General features: G+C 64.3%; 16 protein-coding genes. 10 read left to right on the top strand and 6 right to left on the bottom strand.

Going from position 1 to position 19,520, the window contains the following annotated elements:
- From npdG to HUK72_RS03805, 3 genes are read right to left on the bottom strand one after another with little or no spacing between them, the layout of a single operon-like run.
- Window positions 1–666, bottom strand: a complete 666-nt coding sequence (gene npdG / locus HUK72_RS03815; protein WP_176595611.1) for an NADPH-dependent F420 reductase — start codon at window positions 664–666, stop codon at window positions 1–3.
- Window positions 656–3,052 carry a 5-amino-6-(D-ribitylamino)uracil--L-tyrosine 4-hydroxyphenyl transferase CofH gene (cofH, locus tag HUK72_RS03810; protein WP_176595610.1) on the bottom strand — a complete coding sequence of 799 codons (2,397 nt, stop codon included), beginning with the start codon at window positions 3,050–3,052 and terminating at the stop codon, window positions 656–658. The genes npdG and cofH overlap by 11 nt, the downstream gene beginning before the upstream one ends.
- A gap of 30 nt (window positions 3,053–3,082) precedes the next feature.
- A complete protein-coding gene (locus tag HUK72_RS03805; protein ID WP_176595609.1) occupies window positions 3,083–3,802 on the bottom strand; it encodes a TetR/AcrR family transcriptional regulator in 720 nt (239 codons plus the stop codon).
- 97 nt (window positions 3,803–3,899) lie between these two features.
- Here HUK72_RS03805 and HUK72_RS03800 point away from each other — a divergent pair, with 97 nt between their 5' ends.
- The 10 genes from HUK72_RS03800 (at window position 3,900) to HUK72_RS03755 (ending at window position 16,744) form a co-directional block, all read left to right on the top strand.
- Complete coding sequence (locus HUK72_RS03800) at window positions 3,900–4,922, top strand: phosphotransferase family protein (protein WP_176595608.1); 1,023 nt, start codon at window positions 3,900–3,902, stop codon at window positions 4,920–4,922.
- A gap of 22 nt (window positions 4,923–4,944) precedes the next feature.
- Window positions 4,945–5,685 carry an SDR family NAD(P)-dependent oxidoreductase gene (locus HUK72_RS03795; protein WP_176595607.1) on the top strand — a complete coding sequence of 247 codons (741 nt, stop codon included), beginning with the start codon at window positions 4,945–4,947 and terminating at the stop codon, window positions 5,683–5,685.
- 23 nt (window positions 5,686–5,708) lie between these two features.
- On the top strand, window positions 5,709–6,935 hold the full coding sequence (locus HUK72_RS03790) for an acyl-CoA dehydrogenase family protein (protein WP_176595606.1): 1,227 nt from the start codon (window positions 5,709–5,711) through the stop codon (window positions 6,933–6,935).
- 36 nt (window positions 6,936–6,971) lie between these two features.
- Window positions 6,972–8,303, top strand: coding sequence for an MFS transporter (locus HUK72_RS03785; RefSeq protein WP_176597731.1), 1,332 nt, complete (start codon window positions 6,972–6,974; stop codon window positions 8,301–8,303).
- Window positions 8,303–9,838, top strand: a complete 1,536-nt coding sequence (locus HUK72_RS03780; protein WP_176595605.1) for an AMP-binding protein — start codon at window positions 8,303–8,305, stop codon at window positions 9,836–9,838. Before HUK72_RS03785 ends, HUK72_RS03780 begins: the two co-directional genes overlap by 1 nt.
- 5 nt (window positions 9,839–9,843) lie before the next feature.
- Window positions 9,844–11,922, top strand: a complete 2,079-nt coding sequence (locus HUK72_RS03775) for a PQQ-dependent dehydrogenase, methanol/ethanol family (RefSeq protein WP_176595604.1) — start codon at window positions 9,844–9,846, stop codon at window positions 11,920–11,922.
- Window positions 11,909–13,984 carry a 3-hydroxyacyl-CoA dehydrogenase NAD-binding domain-containing protein gene (locus tag HUK72_RS03770; RefSeq protein ID WP_176595603.1) on the top strand — a complete coding sequence of 692 codons (2,076 nt, stop codon included), beginning with the start codon at window positions 11,909–11,911 and terminating at the stop codon, window positions 13,982–13,984. Before HUK72_RS03775 ends, HUK72_RS03770 begins: the two co-directional genes overlap by 14 nt.
- Window positions 13,981–15,147, top strand: a complete 1,167-nt coding sequence (locus tag HUK72_RS03765; RefSeq protein ID WP_176595602.1) for a thiolase family protein — start codon at window positions 13,981–13,983, stop codon at window positions 15,145–15,147. The genes HUK72_RS03770 and HUK72_RS03765 overlap by 4 nt, the downstream gene beginning before the upstream one ends.
- 3 nt (window positions 15,148–15,150) lie before the next feature.
- Complete coding sequence (locus tag HUK72_RS03760) at window positions 15,151–15,567, top strand: Zn-ribbon domain-containing OB-fold protein (protein ID WP_176595601.1); 417 nt, start codon at window positions 15,151–15,153, stop codon at window positions 15,565–15,567.
- A 262-nt stretch (window positions 15,568–15,829) separates the two neighbouring features.
- Entirely contained in the window at window positions 15,830–16,744 is a 915-nt protein-coding gene (locus HUK72_RS03755) for an SMP-30/gluconolactonase/LRE family protein (protein ID WP_336950293.1), read from the top strand.
- A 122-nt stretch (window positions 16,745–16,866) separates the two neighbouring features.
- Here HUK72_RS03755 and HUK72_RS03750 read toward each other — a convergent pair whose 3' ends face one another.
- The 3 genes from HUK72_RS03750 to HUK72_RS03740 are packed head-to-tail and all read right to left on the bottom strand — an operon-like array spanning window position 16,867 to window position 19,496.
- On the bottom strand, window positions 16,867–17,844 hold the full coding sequence (locus tag HUK72_RS03750; RefSeq protein WP_176595599.1) for an NADPH:quinone oxidoreductase family protein: 978 nt from the start codon (window positions 17,842–17,844) through the stop codon (window positions 16,867–16,869).
- A 3-nt stretch (window positions 17,845–17,847) separates the two neighbouring features.
- Window positions 17,848–18,486 (bottom strand): nuclear transport factor 2 family protein, encoded by a 639-nt coding sequence (locus HUK72_RS03745; RefSeq protein WP_176595598.1) that lies wholly within the window; start codon window positions 18,484–18,486, stop codon window positions 17,848–17,850.
- A gap of 2 nt (window positions 18,487–18,488) precedes the next feature.
- Window positions 18,489–19,496: an LLM class flavin-dependent oxidoreductase gene (locus HUK72_RS03740; protein WP_336950292.1), complete on the bottom strand. Its 1,008-nt coding sequence runs from the start codon at window positions 19,494–19,496 to the stop codon at window positions 18,489–18,491.
- Window positions 19,497–19,520: the final 24 nt, after the last annotated feature.

Raw genomic sequence — 19,520 nt, 5'->3', positions numbered from 1 at the left:
TCAGACGCCGGTGATGCGGATGCCGGAACCGGGGACTTTATATTTGCGGTTGAGGGCGATCAGGACGGAGGTGAGCCCCTCCGCCACGACCGAATTGCACAGCGGGCCTGCATTCCAGGCGCGCAGGCCGATTTCCTGCGCCAGCGCGACCACCGTGTCGGCGGCTTCGCTGTCGTCGGCGCAGACCAGGACGTCGCATTCGATTTCCTCGTCCAGCTTGGTCAGGTGATGGGCGCTGATATTCTGGAAGGCGGAGACGACGCGGACCCCCTCGCCCAGCATCTTCTGGACGGCTTCGACGGCGGAGCCGCCTTCGGGCAGTTGCACGCGGCTGACCTTGGGCGGGACCAGAGGCACGGTCACGTCGATCAATATCTTGCCCGCCAGCGCCGGTTCGACGTCCTTCACCGTCGATTGCTGCGCAGCATAGGGAACCGCGAGGACGACGATGTCGGCCTGCGCGGCGGCGTCCGGGTTGGCGGCGCCGGTGATGGTGCCCTCGCCCAGCACTTCGTTCATCTGGGCGGCGGCCTCCTGCGCGCGTTCGGCGGTGCGGCTGCCGATGATGACTTTATGGCCCTTATGCGCCCAGCGGAGCGCGAGGCCGCCGCCTTCCTTGCCGGTGCCGCCGAGGACGGCGATGCTCGCCAGAGCTTCATTCTGCATATGCAAACCTCTCCTGTTCTTTTTGACGCCTGCGCGGAGGCGTAAGGATCATGGGCGTGAGTTCCGCGGCATCCATGCCGCGGTCGTGAATATGCTGCGCGACCGCGCCATAGGCGGTGCTGCGCTGGCGCGGGGTGCGGCCGAGCGAGCGGATCAGCGTTTCCATCGCGGCGGGAGGCATTTCCTGGCCATGCTGCGTTCCTGCTGCGCGGGAGATGCTCTCGTTCATCAGCGTGCCGCCCAAATCGTTCGCGCCGGAGGTGAGGCAGGCCTTCACCCCCTCCTCCCCCAGCTTGACCCAACTGGTCTGGATCGAGCGGATATGCGGGTGCAGCGCGAGGCGGGCGACGGCGTGCATCAGGCGGACTTCGCGGAAGGTCGGGCCGTGGCGCGCTTCGCCGCGCAGGCCCATGGGCGCTTCCATATGGACGAAGGGCAGCGGCACGAATTCGGTGAAGCCGCCGGTGCGGCGCTGGAGGTCGCGGATGCGGATCAGATGGCGCGCCCAGTGGCGGGGCGTGTCGACATGGCCGAACATGATGGTGGCGGTAGTGCGGAAACCGACCCTGTGCGCGGTTTGGATGACGTCCAGCCATTGATCGGTGTTGAGCTTGTCGGGGCAGATGATGGCGCGAACCTCATCGTCCAATATCTCGGCCGCCGTGCCGGGGAGCGTGTCGAGACCCGCTTCCTTCAGACGGGTGAGGAATTGTTCGACCGTCAGGCCCAATGTCGCCGCGCCTTGCGATACCTCCAGAGGCGAGAAGGCGTGGATGTGCATCTCCGGCACGGCGGCGCGGACGGCTTTGGCGAGGCCCAGATAGGTGTCGCCGGTATAATGGGGGTGGATGCCGCCTTGCAGGCAGACTTCCGTGCCGCCGCGATCCCATGCCTCCCGGGTGCGGCGGACGACTTCCTCAAGGTCCAGATCATAGGGCTTGCCGCGCAGTTGCTCCGCCTTGTCGCCCTTGGAAAAGGCGCAGAAGCTGCATTTATAAAGGCAGATATTGGTATAGTTGATGTTGCGGTTCACGACATAGGTGACGGCGTCGCCCATCATCTGTTCGCGCAAGGCGTCGGCGCTGTCGCAAATATGTTCAAGGTCGGTTTCGCGGGCGGAGAAGAGAGTGGTGATCTCCTCTTCATCCAGCAGGGCGCCTGCCATGGCGCGGTCGACGATGGCGGCGATCTTGGGATCGACCGGCAGGGTCGAGGGGCGCGTGATGCGGGGTTCCAACGCGATGCCGGGGGACCATCTGTCCTCACGAGCGAAGCCCTCCGCATCGGCATGGGCGAGAATATGGCGCACCATCGCCTTGTCCTGCCAGCGCCCATTATCCTGCGCATAGGCGGGATAGACCGGCAGGCGCGCCACCAGCATCCGCCCCTCCCCTTCGGTCGCCATGCGCAGGCGCTCGACTTCCGGCCAGGGCGCTTCGGGGTTCACATGGTCGGGCGTGACCGGCGAAACACCACCCCAATCGTTGATCCCCGCCGACAGCAGGCGCGGGAAATCGGCGGCCGACAGGTTCGGCGGCGCCTGGATGTTCATCTGCGGCCCCAGGATCAGGCGGGCGGCGGCGATGGTCCAGAGCAGTTCGTCCATGTCCGGTTCGGGCGCATGGGCCATCACCGTGCGTTCCTTGGCGCGGAAATTCTGGACGATGACTTCCTGGATATGGCCGTAGCGCTGGTGCAGGTCGCGGATCGCTTCCAGCGCTTCGATCCGCTCCGCGCGGGTTTCACCGATGCCGATCAATATGCCGGTGGTGAAGGGGATGTGCAGTTCGCCCGCCAGCCGGATCGTCTCCAGCCGCGCCGCCGGTTCCTTGTCGGGCGAACGATAATGCGCGCCGCCTTTCCGGCAGAGGCGGTCGGAAACGGACTCCAGCATCAGGCCTTGCGACACGGATACGCTGCGGAGCGCAGCCATTTCCTCGCGGGTCATCACCCCGGCATTGATATGCGGCAGCAGGCCTGTTTCATCCCGCACCAGCGCGGCCATTTCGATGAGATAGGAAATGGTGGTCGCATGGCCCAGCCGCGCCAGTTCCTCACGCGCAGCGGCAAAGCGCAATTCCGGCTTGTCGCCCAGCGTGAACAGCGCCTCGGTGCAGCCCGCCGCCTTGCCCGCGCGGGCGACCGCCAGCACTTGCTCGCGGGTCATATAGGCGTTCTCACCGGGCCGGGGCGGCTGGGAGAAGGTGCAATAATGGCAGAGATTGCGGCAAAGCTGGGTCAGCGGGATAAACACCTTGCGCGACCAGCTCTGAACCCGGCCATGCCCCTCATCGCGCAGCGCTGAAGCGGCCGGCAGCAGGTCGGCCAAGGGCATCTCCAGCAATGCCGCCGCCTGTTCGTTCATCCGGTTCCTGCCTGTCATCATCCGCTCCATCATCTTATCTTCATGCCCGTTTCAGCCGACCGGACCCGGCGGTTCGGGAATTGCGGCGGCGCCTCCGCCGATACCGGCAAGCATCTCGCCAGGGAGATCGGCAGGCGCCTCCAGCAAGGCGACCAGGGAATGCATGAAATGTTCCAGGCTGGATTCGTTGCGCCACATCGGATGGGCGCGGCTATGGTCGGCCAGGGCGCGCTGCCGCGCCGAAAGGACCGCGCTGATATAGGCCCCCATGAACACGAAGCGCTGGTTCTGGAGGCCTGGCGACAGATGCGGCATCAGGCGACGCAGGTGATCGAGGCAGCGGCCATAGGCCCCGTTCCACGCCGGATCGATGGCGTCCAGCATCATGTCCCTGTGCGTCATCGCGAAGATCACGATGAACTGGACATAATGCTCATCCGGCAGGCGCAGAACCGGATCGATCAGGATGTTCGCCACTTCGCGGATGGTGCGCGGCCCGCCTTCCCGCTCCAGCGAGTCGAGCGCGGCATTGCGTTCGCGGTCGAGCGCCATCGCGCCGTCCATGACGATGGCGCGCACCAGCGCTTCCTTCGACCCGAAATAATAGCCGACCGCGCCGTGATTCTTCTGCCCCGCCGCCGCCGCGATTTCCCGCACGGTGACGCCGTCGACGCCCCGTTCCGCGAAAAGGCGCAAGGCGACCTTCTTGATCTGCTCGGCAGCGGCGCTGCGGGCGGCGTCATCGGCCTTGGCAAGTTGAAGTCTGACCATGTGTGCATTTTTCTCATTGCCAAGCGGGTTCGTCAAGTGCATTATCCAATTGATCTAATCGACGCTCGAACAGTCGATAAAAGTGAGGGATGCCTAAGTGGAAACGGCGGTCGACATCGAGTCGCTGGCAGTGTGGATGACGGATCAGGGGCTTGGCTCCGGTCCGCTCAATGACGTGACGCCGCTCGCGGGAGGGACGCAGAATATCCTGCTGCGCTTCAGCCGCGACGGGCGCGACTATGTGTTTCGTCGCCCCCCTGCACACCCCCGCCCGAACAGCAATGAGACGATGCGGCGGGAGGCGCGGCTGCTGCGCGCTTTGGCCGGGACGAACGTGCCGCATCCGGGGCTGATCGCGGATTGCGGCGATGAGAGCGTGTTGGGCGTCGCCTTTTACCTGATGGAGCCGGTGGATGGCTTCAATCCGGTCGGGCAATTGCCGGAACCGCATGCGAATTCGCCGCAGATGCGCCATGCCATGGGGCTGGCTCTGGTGGACGGCATCGCGGCTCTGGGCGCGCAGGATCATCAGGCGCTGGGATTGAGCGATTTCGGAAAGCCGGAGAATTTCCTCGGGCGGCAGGTGGATCGCTGGCGGTCGCAACTTGCGGGCTATGGCGAGTTTGACGGATGGACGGGGCCGAAGGCGCTGCCTTCGGTCGGCGCGGTCGGGGATTGGCTGGAACGGCACCGTCCGGACCGGTTCACGCCCGGCATCATGCATGGCGACTATCATCTCGCCAATGTGATGTATCGCAAGGATGGGCCGGAACTGGCGGCGATCATCGATTGGGAACTAGCGACCATTGGCGATCCGCTGCTGGACCTGGGTTGGGTGTTGGCGACCTGGCCCGACGGGAAAAGCGAGAGCACCGTATCCGTCAGGCCGTGGGACGGTTTTCCGAGCGCGGGGGAATTGGTGACGCGCTATGCCGAAAGGTCGGCACGCGATCTGTCGGCGGTCGATTGGTATCATGTGCTGGCCTGCTACAAGCTCGGCATATTGCTGGAGGGCACCTATGCCCGCGCCTGCGCCGGGAAGGCGCCGCGCGAGACTGGCGACAAGCTGCATGGCCGGGCCATTCATCTGTTCGAACGCGCTGAGGCGCTGATCCGCTGACATGCATGAGAGGGAATTTCCTTTGACCAACGAACTCGACTTCACCGGAAAGACAGTGCTGGTGGTCGGCGGATCGAGCGGCATCGGCAACGGCATGGCGCAGGCCTTCCGCCAGCGCGGGGCGCAGGTCCATGTCTGGGGCACGCGGGCGAGCGCGGCGGACTATGCGGGCGAGGAAGGGTCGGACCTTGAGGGCGTCGGCTATACGCAGGTCGACGTCAGCGATGCGGCGGCGATTGCGGCGACGCCGGTGCCTTTCGACAAGCTCGACGTGCTGATCCATTCGCAGGGAGCCGTGCTCTACCGGCGGCAGGAATTCGAGGTCGAGGGCTGGAACAAGGTGATGGCGGTCAATCTCGACTCCATCCTGCATATTTCCAACCTGTGCCGCGAAGCGCTGGCCGCCGCCAAAGGGACGATCATCGTCGTCAGCTCCATCGGCGCGTTCAAGGCGACGTTCGGCAATCCGGCCTATGCGGCTTCGAAGGCGGGCGCGGTCAATCTGGTGCGGGCGCTGGCGATTGCCTGGGCGGGCGACGGCATCCGCGTCAACGGCATCGCGCCCAGCCTGGTCGACACCAAGATGACCAAGGTGACGATGGACAATGACGAGCGGCGCGCGCGCGCACTGGCCAAGATTCCGATGGGCCGCTTCGGGGCGGTGGAGGAAATGGCGGGGGTGGCGCTGTTCCTGGCATCTCCCCTCGCCGGTTACATTTGCGGGCAGACGCTGGTCGTGGACGGCGGCCTCACCCTTAGCTGAATTTATCCGGGAAGGATCGAGCGATGGATTTCGAATATTCCGACAAGGTGAAGGCGCTGCAGGCGCGGCTCATCGATTTCATGGACGCTCATGTCTATCCGATCGAGAAGGAGCGCGACCATTTCCACCATGACCCCGCGAACCTGTGGAAGCGCTGGCCGGGGACGGAGGAGATCAAGGCGAAGGCAAAGGAAGCGGGCCTGTGGAACCTGTTCCTGCCGCATGAATATGGCGAATGGAGCCCCGGCCTCACCAATCTGGAATATGCGCCGCTGGCCGAGATCATGGGCCGGGTGATCGGGTCTTCGGAATATTTCAACTGCTCCGCGCCGGACACGGGCAATATGGAGGTGCTGGCGCGCTATGGCACGCCGGAGCAGCAGGAGAAGTGGCTGAAGCCGCTGCTGGATGGCACGATCCGCTCCTCCTATGTGATGACGGAGCCGGAGGTCGCTTCCTCGGACGCCACCAATGTCGCCACCACCATCATCGCGGACGGCGACGATTATGTCATCAATGGCCGCAAATGGTGGATTTCGGGGGCGCTCGATCCCCATACGAAGGTGTTTATCCTGCTCGGCAAGACGCCCAATGACGGGCCGCGCCACAAGCAGCATTCGCAGATACTGATCCCGGCCGGCACGCCCGGCATAGAGATCGTCCGGCCACTCGACGTCATGAACGCAGTGCATTCGCCCGGCGGCCATGCCGAGATGGTGTTCAAGGATGTGCGCGTGCCCAAGGCCAATCTGATCCTGGGCGAAGGCCGTGGGTTCGAGATCGCGCAGGGTCGCCTGGGGCCGGGGCGCATCCATCATTGCATGCGCCTGATCGGGCAGGCGCAGCGGGCGCTGGAATATATGGCGCGGCGGGTCGAAAACCGCGTCGCCTTCGGGCGCAAGCTGGCCGATCAGGGCAGCATAAGACAGGACATCGCCCTCTCCTTCTGCGAGATCGAGCAGGCGCGCCTGCTGACGTTGAAGGCCGCCGATGCGATGGACCGCTATGGCAACAAGGTCGCCAAGGACCTGATCGCCGCGATCAAGATCGTCGCGCCGCGCATGACCCAGACCGTTGCCGACCGGGCGATGCAGGTGTTCGGCGGCATCGGCATTTCCAGCGATTTCCCGCCCGCCGCAGCCTTCATGAATGCGCGCTACCTGCGCTTCGCGGACGGCCCGGACGAGGTGCATATGGCGCAGCTTGGCAAGCTCAAGATCGCTGAACTGAACGAACTGCCGGTGCGCTGAAGATTTTGAGCGGAAAGGCGAGGAAGGATCATGTTGATGACCCCGCAGAACCAAGCCGACAGCCAGGCCCAGCCCGGCCTCGGCAGCGCCTGGTGGATGGTGGCGGTTCTGTTCGGCCTCTATGTGCTGAGCTGGGTCGACCGGCTGATCGTGTCGATGCTGGTGACGCCGATCAAGGCGCATCTGCTGCTGTCCGACGTGCAGATCAGCATGATCACCTCGACCTCCTTCGCGATCTTCTATGCGATTTTCGGCCTGCCCTTGGGTTGGGCTTCGGATCGGTTTTCCCGGCGCTGGATCATCTTCGGCGGCGTGGTGATATGGGGGGTTGCGACCACGGCCTGCGGCTTTGCGCAAAGCTATGAGGCGCTGCTGATCGGGCGCATCTTCGTCGGGATCGGGGAGGCGGCATTGCTGCCCGCCGCCTATTCGCTGATTGCCGACGCCTTTCCTTCACACCTGTTGACGCGGGCGACGTCGACCTTCCAGACGGCGGGCAAGGTGGGATCGGCCACCGCCTTTGCCTTGGGCGGCGTGGCCATCGCCTTTGCGACGGCGCATAGCGGCATCCATATTCCCTTCCATGGCCCTGCCCAGCCCTGGCAGTTGGTCATGATGATGGTCGGCGTGCCGGGCATATTGCTGGCGCTGCTGCTGTTCACCTTCCCCGATCCGGGCCGCCGCCGGACGCCCGGTACCGCCGCGAACGGGGAGCAGAAGGGACTGATAAAGGCCTTCGTCACGCAGAACTGGAAGCTGCTGGCGCTGATGCTGGTGGGCACGTCCGCCCTCGCCATGTGCGGCTATTCCATGACCAACTGGGTTCCCGCCTATATCGAGCGGCATTTCGGGTGGAAGCCGGTGCAATATGGCTTTGCGCTGAGCCTGATGAACATCGTGTCGGCCGTGTCGCTGGTGGTGAACGGCTGGATCGTCGACCGGCTGTTCGCGCGGGGCATGAAGGACGCGCATCTGCGCTTCTACGGCTGGCTGATCCTCGGTTTCCTGCCGGTGATCGCCTACATGTTCTTCGCGACGAACCCCTATGTGTTCCTGGCCTGCTATTGCGTGGCGCAGTTCATCACCGTGCCTTTCATGGTCTATGTTTGCTCGGTCATGGGGCTGATCGCGCCGGCGACGATCCGGTCGCGGATGCTGGCGTCCTTCCTGTTCGTCTTCACCATATTGGGTCAGGGCGCGGGGCCCGCCATCGTCGCGGCGCTGACCCAATATGTGTTTCACGACGAGGGCGCGCTGGGTCAGTCGCTGGCGGTCGTGGTCACGATCAGCTCCATCCTTGCCCTCATCTCCTTCCGCATGGCGCTGAGATACCTCGCGCCGGCCATAGCTTCCCGAAAGGACGTCTGATGTCTTTGACCATCGGCGGGGTCGATCCCGCACGCCGCGACCAGCTTGCCCTTGCCGACGAGCGGGTGACCTATGACTGGCACCAGTTGGACGAACTGCTCAACCGGGCGGCCAATGCGCTGAACGGGCTGGACCTGACCGAACGGCGGGTGGCGGTGTTCGCACCCAACAGCGCGGAGACGGTGATCGCCTATGTCGCCTGCCTGGAAGCGGGCATTTCGAGCGTGCCGGTGAGCTTTCATCTGACGCCTTCGGAGGCGGCCTATATTTTGAAGGACAGCGGCGCGGTGGCGCTGCTCGTCGGGCCGGAGACGATGGAGGCGGGACTTGCCGCCGCGGAGGAAGCGGGCGTCGGGACCGTGATCGGCTGGCGCTGTCCGGAACGGGAAGGCATCATCCATTGGGAGGGATGGCTGGCGGCGGCTTCGACCGAGGAGCCGGATCATGATGTGCCGCCTTTGCCGCATCTGCATTATACTTCGGGCACGACCGGACGGCCCAAGGCGACCGAGACGCCGCCGCAATATTTCCCTCGCGTCGCGACCGTGAAGGCGCTGGCCGAAGCGATCCGGCCGAAGATCACGCCCTCGCCGGGCATTGCCGTGGGGCCGCTTTATCATACCGGGCCGCTGGGCATGGCGCGCAACGTCTTTGGCGGGATGAGCCTCATCACGGTCGAGCATTTCGACGCGGAAAAGGCTTTGGCGCTGATCGAGCGGCATAAGGTCAAAGGCTCGGTGATGGTGCCGACGCATTTCCAACGGATGCTGGCATTGCCCGAAGAAGTGCGCGCAAAATATGATGTGTCGAGCATCCAGCGGCTTGCCCATACCGGGGCGGCCTGTCCGCGTGCCGTCAAGCAGGCGATGATCGACTGGTTCGGGCCGGTGCTGGTGGAGGCCTATGGCGGCACCGAAGCGGGGTCGACCACCTTCATCACCTCGCAGGAATGGCTGGAGCGGCCGGGCTCCGTCGGCAGGGCGCTCGCGCCGTTCGAGACGGTTATTTATGGCGAGGATGGACGGATACTCGGTCCCAATGAGGTCGGGCAGGTCTATTTCCGCGACACGAGCGGTTACGGCATCGTCTATCGCGGCGATCCAGAAAAGACCGCCGCTGCGCATATCGCGCCGGGCGTCTTCACGCTGGGCGAGATGGGCTATGTCGATGAGGAGGGCTATCTCTTCATCACCGACCGGGTGTCCGACATGATCGTGAGCGGTGGGGTGAATATTTACCCCGCTGAATCCGAGCATGTGCTGCTGCGCCATCCCAAAGTCGCGGACGTCGCGGTGGTGGCCGCGCCCAATGCCGAAATGGGCGAGGAAGCGCGGGCGCTGGTCATTCCCAAGGATGCGGGCGATCCGCCGACGGCTGAGGAACTCAACGCCTTCTGCCGCGCCAACCTCGCCAGTTACAAATGCCCGCGTGGTTACGAGATGGTCGATGACATCGGCCGCACCGTCATGGGCAAGGTCAACAAGAAGGCGCTGCGCCAGCGCTTCTGGCCTTCTGATCGCACCATCGGGGGGTGAGTTTCATGCGTTTTGTTCTGCCCTTGCTGCTGTTGCTCGCCGCCTGCGCGCCTTCGGGCGAGGCGAGGCGCGATGGGAGCGATTGGCCGGGCTATGGCGGGATCGATGAGAATCATTACAGCCCGCTGAAAGAGATCAACGACGGCAATGTCGGCAAGCTGAAGCTCGCCTGGTATCATGACATCAGCGGCGGCGGGTCGAGCCTTTCAGCGCCGATCGCGGTGGATGGCGTGGTCTATTATGCCTCGGGCTATAGCGTCATTCATGCGCTGGATGCCTCGACCGGGCGGGAGCTATGGACCTACGACCCGCAAAGCTGGAAGGTCGCCGGGCAGAAGATGCGCGCCGCCTGGGGTATCAGGGGCATCGCCTATGATAATGGCATGGTCTTCACCGGGACCATCGACGGGCGGCTGATCGCGATCAATGCCCGCTCCGGTCATCCCGTCTGGACCGCGCAGACCATCGGCAAGGATGACGAGCGTTATGTCACCGGCGCGCCCTGGGTGTTCAAGGGCAAGGTCATCATCGGCCATGGCGGCGCGGATTTCGCGCCGATCCGGGGCTATGTGACCGCTTACGATCAGAAAACGGGGAAGCAGCTCTGGCGCTTCTACACCGTGCCGGGCGATCCGAAGCTGGGGTTCGAGAACAAGGCGATGGCGATGGCCGCCCGGACATGGACCGGCCAGTGGTGGAAATATGGCGGCGGCGGGACCGCGTGGAACGCCATGGCCTACGACCCCAAATATAACCGCATCTATATCGGGGTCGGCAATGGTTCTCCGTGGAATCAGAAGATCCGCTCGCCGGGTGGCGGGGACAATCTCTTCCTCTGCTCCATCGTCGCGCTGGACGCGGATACCGGCGAATATGTCTGGCATTATCAGACCAATCCCGGCGAGACATGGGACTTCAACAGCGCGATGGACATCGAGCTGGCCCGGCTCAAGATCGGCGGGAAAGAGCGCGACGTGCTGATGCACGCGCCGAAAAACGGCTTCTTCTATGTGATCGACCGGGAGACGGGAAAGCTGATCTCCGCCCGCAATATCGTGCCGGTCAACTGGGCGAGCGGCATCGACGTCAAGAGCGGGCAGCCGGTCGAGAATCCGGCGGCGCGCTATCCGGGTGGCAAGGCGGCTGTCGTCTACCCCTCCCCCTTCGGCGCGCATAATATCGAGGCGATGTCGTTCAATCCGGGGACGGGGCTGGTCTACATCCCGACCATGGATCAGGGGCGGGTCTATATCGATCCGGCCGAGCCGTTGCAGGGCTGGAAACATCTCAATGGCCAGCGCATCAGCACCGGCACGGGCGCGGCGCCTGCGAGCGTGGCGCCGGATCGGCCAGCGACGAGCTTCCTGCTCGCGTGGAACCCGGCGACGCAGAGCGAGGCGTGGCGCGTGCCGATGTCAGGTCTGCGCGGCGGCGGCGGCACGGCGACCACGGCGGGCAATCTGCTGTTCCAGGGCAATGCGGCGGGCAAGTTCGTCGCCTATGCGGCAAATAGCGGCAGGCCGCTCTGGTCCTTCGATGCGCAGACGGCGGTGATGGCGCAGCCGATCACCTACAAGGCGCGTGGGCGGCAATATGTGACGGTTATCGCGGGTTCCCGTTTCCCCAGCGCCACGGGCATGGGGCGCGAATGGAACTATCGCACGCAGCAATGGCGCGTCCTCACCTTCGCGCTGGAAGGCAAGGCCAGCCTGCCGCCAGTGCAGCCGGTGGAAACGCCCGTGATCGACATGTCCGATTTCGCCGTCGATCCGGCCAAGGCCACCCTTGGCGCAGGCGTGTTCGGCCAGCGCTGCGGAATCTGCCACGGCGCCAATGCGGTGTCGGGCGGCATGGCGCCGGACCTGCTGCAATCGGGCGTGCCGCTCGACAAGGCCAGTTTCGCGGAAGTGCTGCACAAGGGCATTTTGCGCGAGCGGGGCATGCCACGCTTCGAGGAACTGACCGACGCCGAGATCGAAGGTCTTCAACATTATTTCCGCCAACGCGCTCGTGAAGTGCTGGCTGCGCAAGCCGCAGCCAAGCCGAGCGCCCAGACACATAGAGGCTTGAATGAAGGTCAATGACGTCGTCACCTATGAGGTGGAAGGCCAAATCGCGGTCATCACGGTCAATTCGCCGCCGGTGAACGCCCTCTCCAACGCCGTGCGGCAGGGCGTCGCGGGCGCGGTGCAGACGGCCATCGGGGATAGTGGCGTGGGCGCCATGGTGCTGATCTGCGAGGGGCGCACCTTCTTCGCCGGGGCGGACATCACCGAATTCGGCAAGCCGCAGGTCGAACCCTCGCTGCGCAACCTGCAACTGATCGTGGAGAATGCGACCAAGCCGGTGATCGCCGCGATTCACGGCACGGCGCTGGGCGGCGGGCTGGAGCTGGCGCTGGTGGCGCATTATCGCATCGCCGTGCCTTCGGCCAAATGCGGGCTGCCGGAGGTCAATCTGGGCCTGCTGCCCGGTGCTGGCGGCACGCAGCGTCTGCCGCGCATTGTCGGGGTGGAAAAGGCGCTCGACCTCATCACTTCCGGCGCGCCGGTTGGTGCGACGGCCGCGAAGGAAATGGGGCTGGTCGATGAACTGGCGGCGGAGGGCAATCTGCGCGCCGACGCCATCGGCTTCGCCCAGCGCGTTCTGGACGAGGGGCGCCCGCTGCTCAAGGTCCGCGACCGTAGCGAGAAACTGGACGAAGCGCGCGGCAAGCCGGAAATCTTCGCGGACTTCCGCAAGGCCAATGCGAAGAAATTCCGGGGCTTCAAGGCGCCGGAACATATCATCCGCTGCATCGAGGCCGCGCTGGAGAAGCCCTTTGACGAAGGCATGGCCTATGAGCGCGAACTGTTCAACGAGCTTCAGGCCGACAGCCAGTCCGCCGCCCAGCGCCATGTCTTCTTCGCGGAGCGGCAGGCGGCCAAGATCGTGGGGCTTGCCGCCGACACGCCGACCCTGCCCATCGCCAAGGTGGGGGTGATCGGCGCGGGCACCATGGGCGGCGGCATTGCGATGAACTTCGCCAATGTCGGCATCCCCGTGACCATCGTCGAGGCCAAGCAGGAAGCGCTCGACCGCGGCATCAAGATCATTCGCGGCAATTATGAAACCACCGCGAAGAAGGGCAAGATGAAGCCCGAGGATGTCGACACCCGCATGGGCCTGCTGACCGGATCGGTGGCGATGGAGGATCTGGCCGACTGCGACCTGATCATCGAGGCGGTGTTCGAGAATCTGGAGGTCAAGCGCGAGGTGTTCGCCAAGCTCGACAGGATCGCCAAGCCGGGCGCGATTCTGGCCACCAACACCAGCTATCTCGACATTGACGACATCGCCGCCGCCACCTCCCGGCCGGAAAGTGTGGTCGGGCTGCACTTCTTCTCGCCCGCCAATGTGATGAAACTGCTGGAGGTCGTTCGCACCAAGGATACGAAGCCCGAAATCACCGTCACCGCCATGAAGCTCGCCAAGACCATCGGCAAGATCGGCGTGCTGGTGGGCAATGGTTTCGGCTTTGTGGGCAACCGCATCCTTGCGGCGCGTAACCGCCAAGCGGACCAACTGGTGCTGGAGGGCGCGACGCCATGGGCAGTGGACAAGGTGCTTTATGATTTCGGCTTTGCCATGGGGCATTTCCAGATGCGCGATCTGGTGGGCCTGGATGTCGGCTGGAACCGCGAGGCGACCAGCTCCGCCAATGTGCGGGAAATCCTCAACGAGATGGGCCGCCATGGGCAGAAGACGAAGGGCGGCTATTATGACTATGACGAGAACCGCAAGCAGACGCCCTCCCCCATCGCCACGCAGGTCATTAAGGAATTCGGCGCCAAGCAGGGCATTGCCCGGCGCGAGGTGAGCGACGAGGAAATCCACGACCGCATCCTCTTCGCCATGGTGAATGAGGGCGCGCGTATCCTTGATGAAGGCATCGCATCGCGGGCGTCGGACATCGATATTGTCTGGATCACGGGTTATGGCTGGCCGAAATATCGCGGCGGGCCGATGTTCTGGGCGGATTTGCAGGGTCTGCCGGTCGTTCTCGAAAAGCTGAAGGCGCTGGAGGCCGCGCATGGCGAAGCGTTCAGCCCCTCCCCGCTGATCGAGCGGCTGGTGGCGCAGGGCAAGGGGTTCAAGGACGCATGACGCTTCAGAAGGGCCTTGGAGGCAACCGCATCGCCATTACTGGGGTCGGTGAAACCCCCTTCCTGCGCAAAGGCGAGGAAGGGGTCATGAAGATGATGACCCGCGCCAGCCTGGCGGCGATTGCCGATGCGGGCCTGACGCCGAAGGACATAGACGGCTATATCTCCAACAAATATGCGGGGCATGGGTCGGACGAGGTTGCCTTTGCGATCGGTGCTGGCGAAAAGCGTTTCTGCGCCACCACCGACAGCGTGGGCGGCACGGCGACTTCGGGGCAGGCGCTGCAACTGGCGCAGATGGCGATCGAGGCGGGTCTGGCCCGGCATGTGCTGGTGCCCTATGCAATCCAGTCGACCAAGCCGGGCGGCGTCTATGGCTTCCATGCGCGCGAACCGCAAAAGGCGGGGATCGAAATGCCGGTCGGCTTCTTTGGCCAGCCCACTTATTTTGCGAGCATGGCGAACCGCTATGCCCATGAATATGGTATGACGGAGGAGGAGCAGGCATCCATCCCCATGACCTATCGGGCCTGGGCGGTGCTGACGCCGAGCGCGCAGCGGCGTGACCCGATGGATTTGGAAGCCTATCGCCAGTCGCCCATGATCTCGACGCCTTTGCGGGCGGCGGATTGCTGCCTCACCACCGATGGCGGCGGCGCCTATGTGGTGAGCGCCGTCGAGGAAGCGCGGGACATGCCGCATCCGGTTGTGAGCGTGCAGGGGCTTGGCCTGGGCTTCAACAACTGGCCTCAGGGGGTGCTGTTTACCCAGACGCCCTGCACCTACGACTTTCCCGGCGAGGTGTCCGCGAAGCTCGCTTATGCCATGGCGGGCTGCGATCCCAAGGACTTGGACCTCGCGCAGATTTATGACGGCTTCACCATCTCCGCGCTGGTGCAGACGGAGATGCTGGGTCTGTGCGAGCGGGGCGAAGGGCCGCGCTTTTATGCAGCGGGGCATGGGATGCCGGGCGGGCGGATGCCGATCAACACCAGCGGCGGGCATATGTCGGGCGGCTATGTGCCGGGCATGAACCTGCTGATCGAGGCCGTGCGGCAGTTGCGCGGGCAAGAGGGCGAGCGGCAGGTGCCGGACGCGAAGCTCTGCGCCGTCGCAGGGCTGGGCGGCAACAATCATTCCACCACCATCCTGGCGCGGAGCTGATCCATGGGCATTCCGATACACCCTCCCAAGATCGAAGACCCGCTGTTCCAGGGCTATTATGACGGGCTGGAAGCGGGCGAGCTGCGCATTACCGCCGACGCCGAGACGGGGGAATGGATATGGTATCCGCCCGAGGTCATCCCCGGAAAGCCCGACGCCGTGCTGGAATGGCGGCCGGTTTCGCCGGAGGGTAGCGCTTACACCTTCACCACCGTGATACGCAGCCTGCTGCCAGGCGATCATAAGGCGGAGGTGCCGTTCACCGTCGTCCTGTTCGAGCCGGACGATGCGCCGGGCGTGCGCGTACCGGGGCTGCTGGTTGGCGCTGAGGGCGTGGAACCGTGCTGCGGGATGCGGTTGAAGTTCCAGCCCGTGCAGGCGGGGGATCACAAGATCGCCGGCTTTGTGCCCGTTGGGTGAGGAGAGTATGGTGAAACAAGCTTCCCTCACCCCTGTTCGGGCTGAGCCTGTCGAAGCCCTTTCCTTTTTTGAGAAGAAGAAAAGCCCTTCGACAAGCTCAGGGCGAACGGAGGTTTGGGCTGATGGCTTGCCCAAACTCGCTCTCGGGCGTCGCGAGATATTATTGGGTGGGGCAAGCATGGTTCTCACCAGTTGCGTGCCATCAACAGGAATTGGACGAGCCCTACCTCTAAAACCTCTCGCTCTCAACGATTTCACACTCGTGCGCGGCAGTCTGGACGCGCCCGAAGGCATAGCGAGCAGCCCCGATGGCCGCCTGTTCATCTCCAATGGCGGTGGCGCCATCGGCGTGCTGGAGCGGGACGGAACGCTGCGCCAGATCGGCAAGGCGCTGGCGCCCAATGGCGTGGCGGTCGACCGCGAAGGTCGCGTCATCGTCGCCAATATGGGCCTGCTCAACAAGGGGCCGGGGCCATTGCAGCGGATCGATGTCGCGACGGGAACGGTCGAGACGCTGGTGTCGGAACTGGAGGGGCGGCAGTTGGTCACCTCCAACGGTCCGGCGACGGCGCGCAATGGCGACATTTACTGCACGCACAGCAGTTGGGGGCCTATCGGGAATATCGGCACGACCACGCCTGCCGGCTTCATCTACAGGGTCGCGCCAGACGGTAAGGCTTCCATCGTGGCCCGCAATCTGCGCGGCGTGAACGGCCTCTGCCTCGATCGTGAGGAACGCTTTGTTTATGCATCGCTAACCGCTGAAGGGCGCATAAGGCGCTGGCGGCGGCAGGCGGACGGATCGCTCATCGATCCGCAGGATTATGGGCCGCAATTGGGCGTGGTGATCCCCGATCATCAGGCGAAGGACATTCGCGCCATGGCGGCTGCTGAGCGCGCGGATCTGGGTTATTGCGACGGCATCGCTTTCGATGCGGCGGGCAATCTCTGGGTGACGCTGCCCTTCGCCAACCGGATCGTCGCCATCACGCCGGATGGGCGGAAGGTGGATATTGTCCATGATCCCGAAGGCAGGATGCTCTCCAGCCCGACCAATCTTTGCTGGGGCGGGGCGGATTTGCGCGACCTTTACGTCGTCTCGCGGGCAAGCGGGATGGTGGTGAAGGCGCGGGCGGATGTTGCTGGATTGCCGTTGGCGAACTGGCCCGCGGGTTAAGGCGTAACGTGCTCCTGCGCAGGCAGGAGTCCAGTTCGAACGGCAGGACTGGGTTCTCACGAGCCACTTGTCTCGTTCGAATGCCTTCGCAGGAGCACGGTGCGCGGCGAGGAAAGTCGGCACTAAGCCAGCTCGATCACCACTTTGCCCTGCACCTTCCGATCCATCATCCAGCGGATCGCTTCGCGGCCTTCCTCGAAGGAGAAGCGCTTGCTGACTTCGGGGCGCAGGCCGCCCTCCTCATACCAGCGATAGAGCTGCGCCATGTTCGCGGCATGGATGTCCGGCTCGACACGGCTGTGCACGCCCCAGGTCACGCCGATGATGGCGGCCGTCTTCACCAGCGGCAGGTTGAGCGGGATTGCCGGGATCGTCCCCGCAGCGAAGCCCACGACCAGAAAGCGCCCGTCCCAACCCATGGTGCGAAAGGCGGGTTCCGCCAGCGCTCCGCCGACCGGATCGAAGATCACATCGACGCCGCGTTCGCCTGTCAGGGCCTTCACCGCCTGCTTGAGATCGTCCTGGGCATAGTTGACCGTCTCGTCAGCGCCATGGGCGCGGGCAAGGGCGAGCTTCTCCTCCATCGAGGCAGCGGCGATCACATGCGCGCCCATCCGCTTGCCGACCTCGACCGCCGCGAGGCCTACACCGCCCGCAGCGCCCAACACCAGCAGCGTCTCGCCCGGCTGCAACCGCCCGCGCTGGCGCAAGCCATGGAGCGCCGTCGCATAGACCATGGTGAAGCCCGCCGCGACATCGAACCCCATATCGTCGGGGATCACCGTCGTCCGATAGGCGGGCGCGACCGCCAGTTCGGCAAAGGCGCCTTCGAAGGGGATCGTCGCGATCCTGTCCCCGATGCGAAAGTCGATGACGCCCTCCCCCAATGCATCGATGATGCCTGCCGCCTCGCTGCCCGGAATGAAGGGCAAGGGCGGCTGCCTCTGGTACAGGTTCTGGATCATCAGCGCGTCGGGGAAATTGACGCTGGCGGCCTTCACCCGGAAGCGGACTTCGCCAGGCCCCGGCTCGGGCGCCGGGACATCACCAAAAACCAGCTCTTCCGGCGGCCCATGATGTTCGCACAGCAAAGCACGCATGGATCAGCTCCCTTCGAACTGCTGGCGCATCTTGTAATAATCGTCGCTCGGATATTTCTCGCTATGCTGCCCCGCCGGCCATTGCGCATAGGTGGTTTCCGACGGGAAAGCGGGTGACGTATAGTCCGACAGGCCGCGGCGGCGGATGATCTTCCACACGCCGTTGCGCCGTTCCAGATCGTCGAGATAGCGGCCCTGGAAGAAGACATCCTCCTCGCCCGTGCCATCCTTCCGGTCGCGGCGATGCTGCGCGAAATAATAGCATTCGGAAAAAGCCTTATCCCCCTTCACCTCGACCGAGACGTTCGAGATATGGTGGCAGGCATATTTGAGTCCCGAGATGATCTTGAAGGCGAAACCCACGAAATCGGAGGATTTGCCCTCGAACTTGCCATGTTTATGCGTCGATTCCGGCCAGAAGAGCGAACGCAGCAAAGCCTCGTCCGCCCGGTCGTTGGATCGGGCATAGGCATGGAGCAATTCGGTGATCGCCTGCTTGGATTCGATCACGTCGAGGCGTTCGGCCATGCTCATCGGCTTGCCCTTCCCTTTTGCGGGCGCGGCCGAAGCCTGGCCCACCGCGGCCAGTCCGAAAGGAACGGCCAGCATGGCGGCCAGCGTGCCGCGACGGTTCTGCTCCATGCTCATTCTCCCGGAATTTCCAGCAGGCCCGGCTCGGCCTTGAGACGGGGCAGCACTTCCTTCTCGAACAGACGCAGGCTGCGCCAGGAGACTTCGGGGTCCAGGCCGCCCAGCAGCGCGTGGAACGTGACCGCCGTGCCGCGTCCCAGATCCTTGAGATAAGCGAAACATTCGTCCGGCGTCAGCAGCTTGATATTGGGCATGGCCTTCAGCCCTTCGACCGTCTCGGCCGCGCTGTAGCGGGTCTGGCCGGTGCCGCGTTCCTGCGCCCACTGCGCATAGGTGTTGGTCGCATAGGCGATATGAGGCGCCACCAGGGGCCAGTCGCGGTCCGGATCGTCCGACACGTAGAGGAAGCTCGCAGCGGGCTTGCGCAGTTCCTCCGGCGGTCCGAAGCCGGCCTTCGCCCGCTCCTCCTTGTAGAGCGTGAAGAGGTCCGGATGGCCAGGGAAATATTGATAGCCGCCCTTGGCTGCGCGGATGGCGGACTTGTCGGTCGAGCCGCCCATGTAGATTTTGGGGCCGCCCGGCGTCGCGGGCGCGGGCGTCACGCGGACGGTGCGGCCGCGAAATTCGAAAGGCTCGCCGGTCCAGGCGCTCTTCAGCGTCGCCATCGCTTCGTTCATGATGGCGAGCCGCTTGCTGATGTCGCGGTCGAACATCTCGAACTCATGTGGGCGATAGCCCATGCCCGCCGTCAGCCAGATGCGGCCCGGCGCGATATTGTCGAGCACGGCGAGGTCTTCGGCCAGCCGCAGCGGATCGTGCATCGTCACCACCAGGGCGGAAAGATGGGCGACGATATTCTGTGTAGCGCCAAGGATCGAGGCGGCCTGGATCATGGAGGACGGGCAATAGCCGCCCTCCGCGCCATGATGTTCGGCCAGGAAGACCTGGGTGAAGCCAAGCCTGTCGGCCCATTGCGCCTGCTCGATCGCGGTGCGGTACAGCAGCGGATGCGGCGCGCCGAAATCCGGGCGGTTCATGTCGTAGCGAAGGTTGAGTTGCACCTTGGCGATTCCTCTCTTTATCGT

Origin of the sequence: Sphingobium sp. 15-1 (assembly GCF_013375535.1) — a bacterium.
In the GTDB taxonomy this organism is placed as follows: domain Bacteria; phylum Pseudomonadota; class Alphaproteobacteria; order Sphingomonadales; family Sphingomonadaceae; genus Sphingobium; species Sphingobium aromaticivastans.
This window is presented reverse-complemented; position numbering and strand designations above follow the sequence as displayed.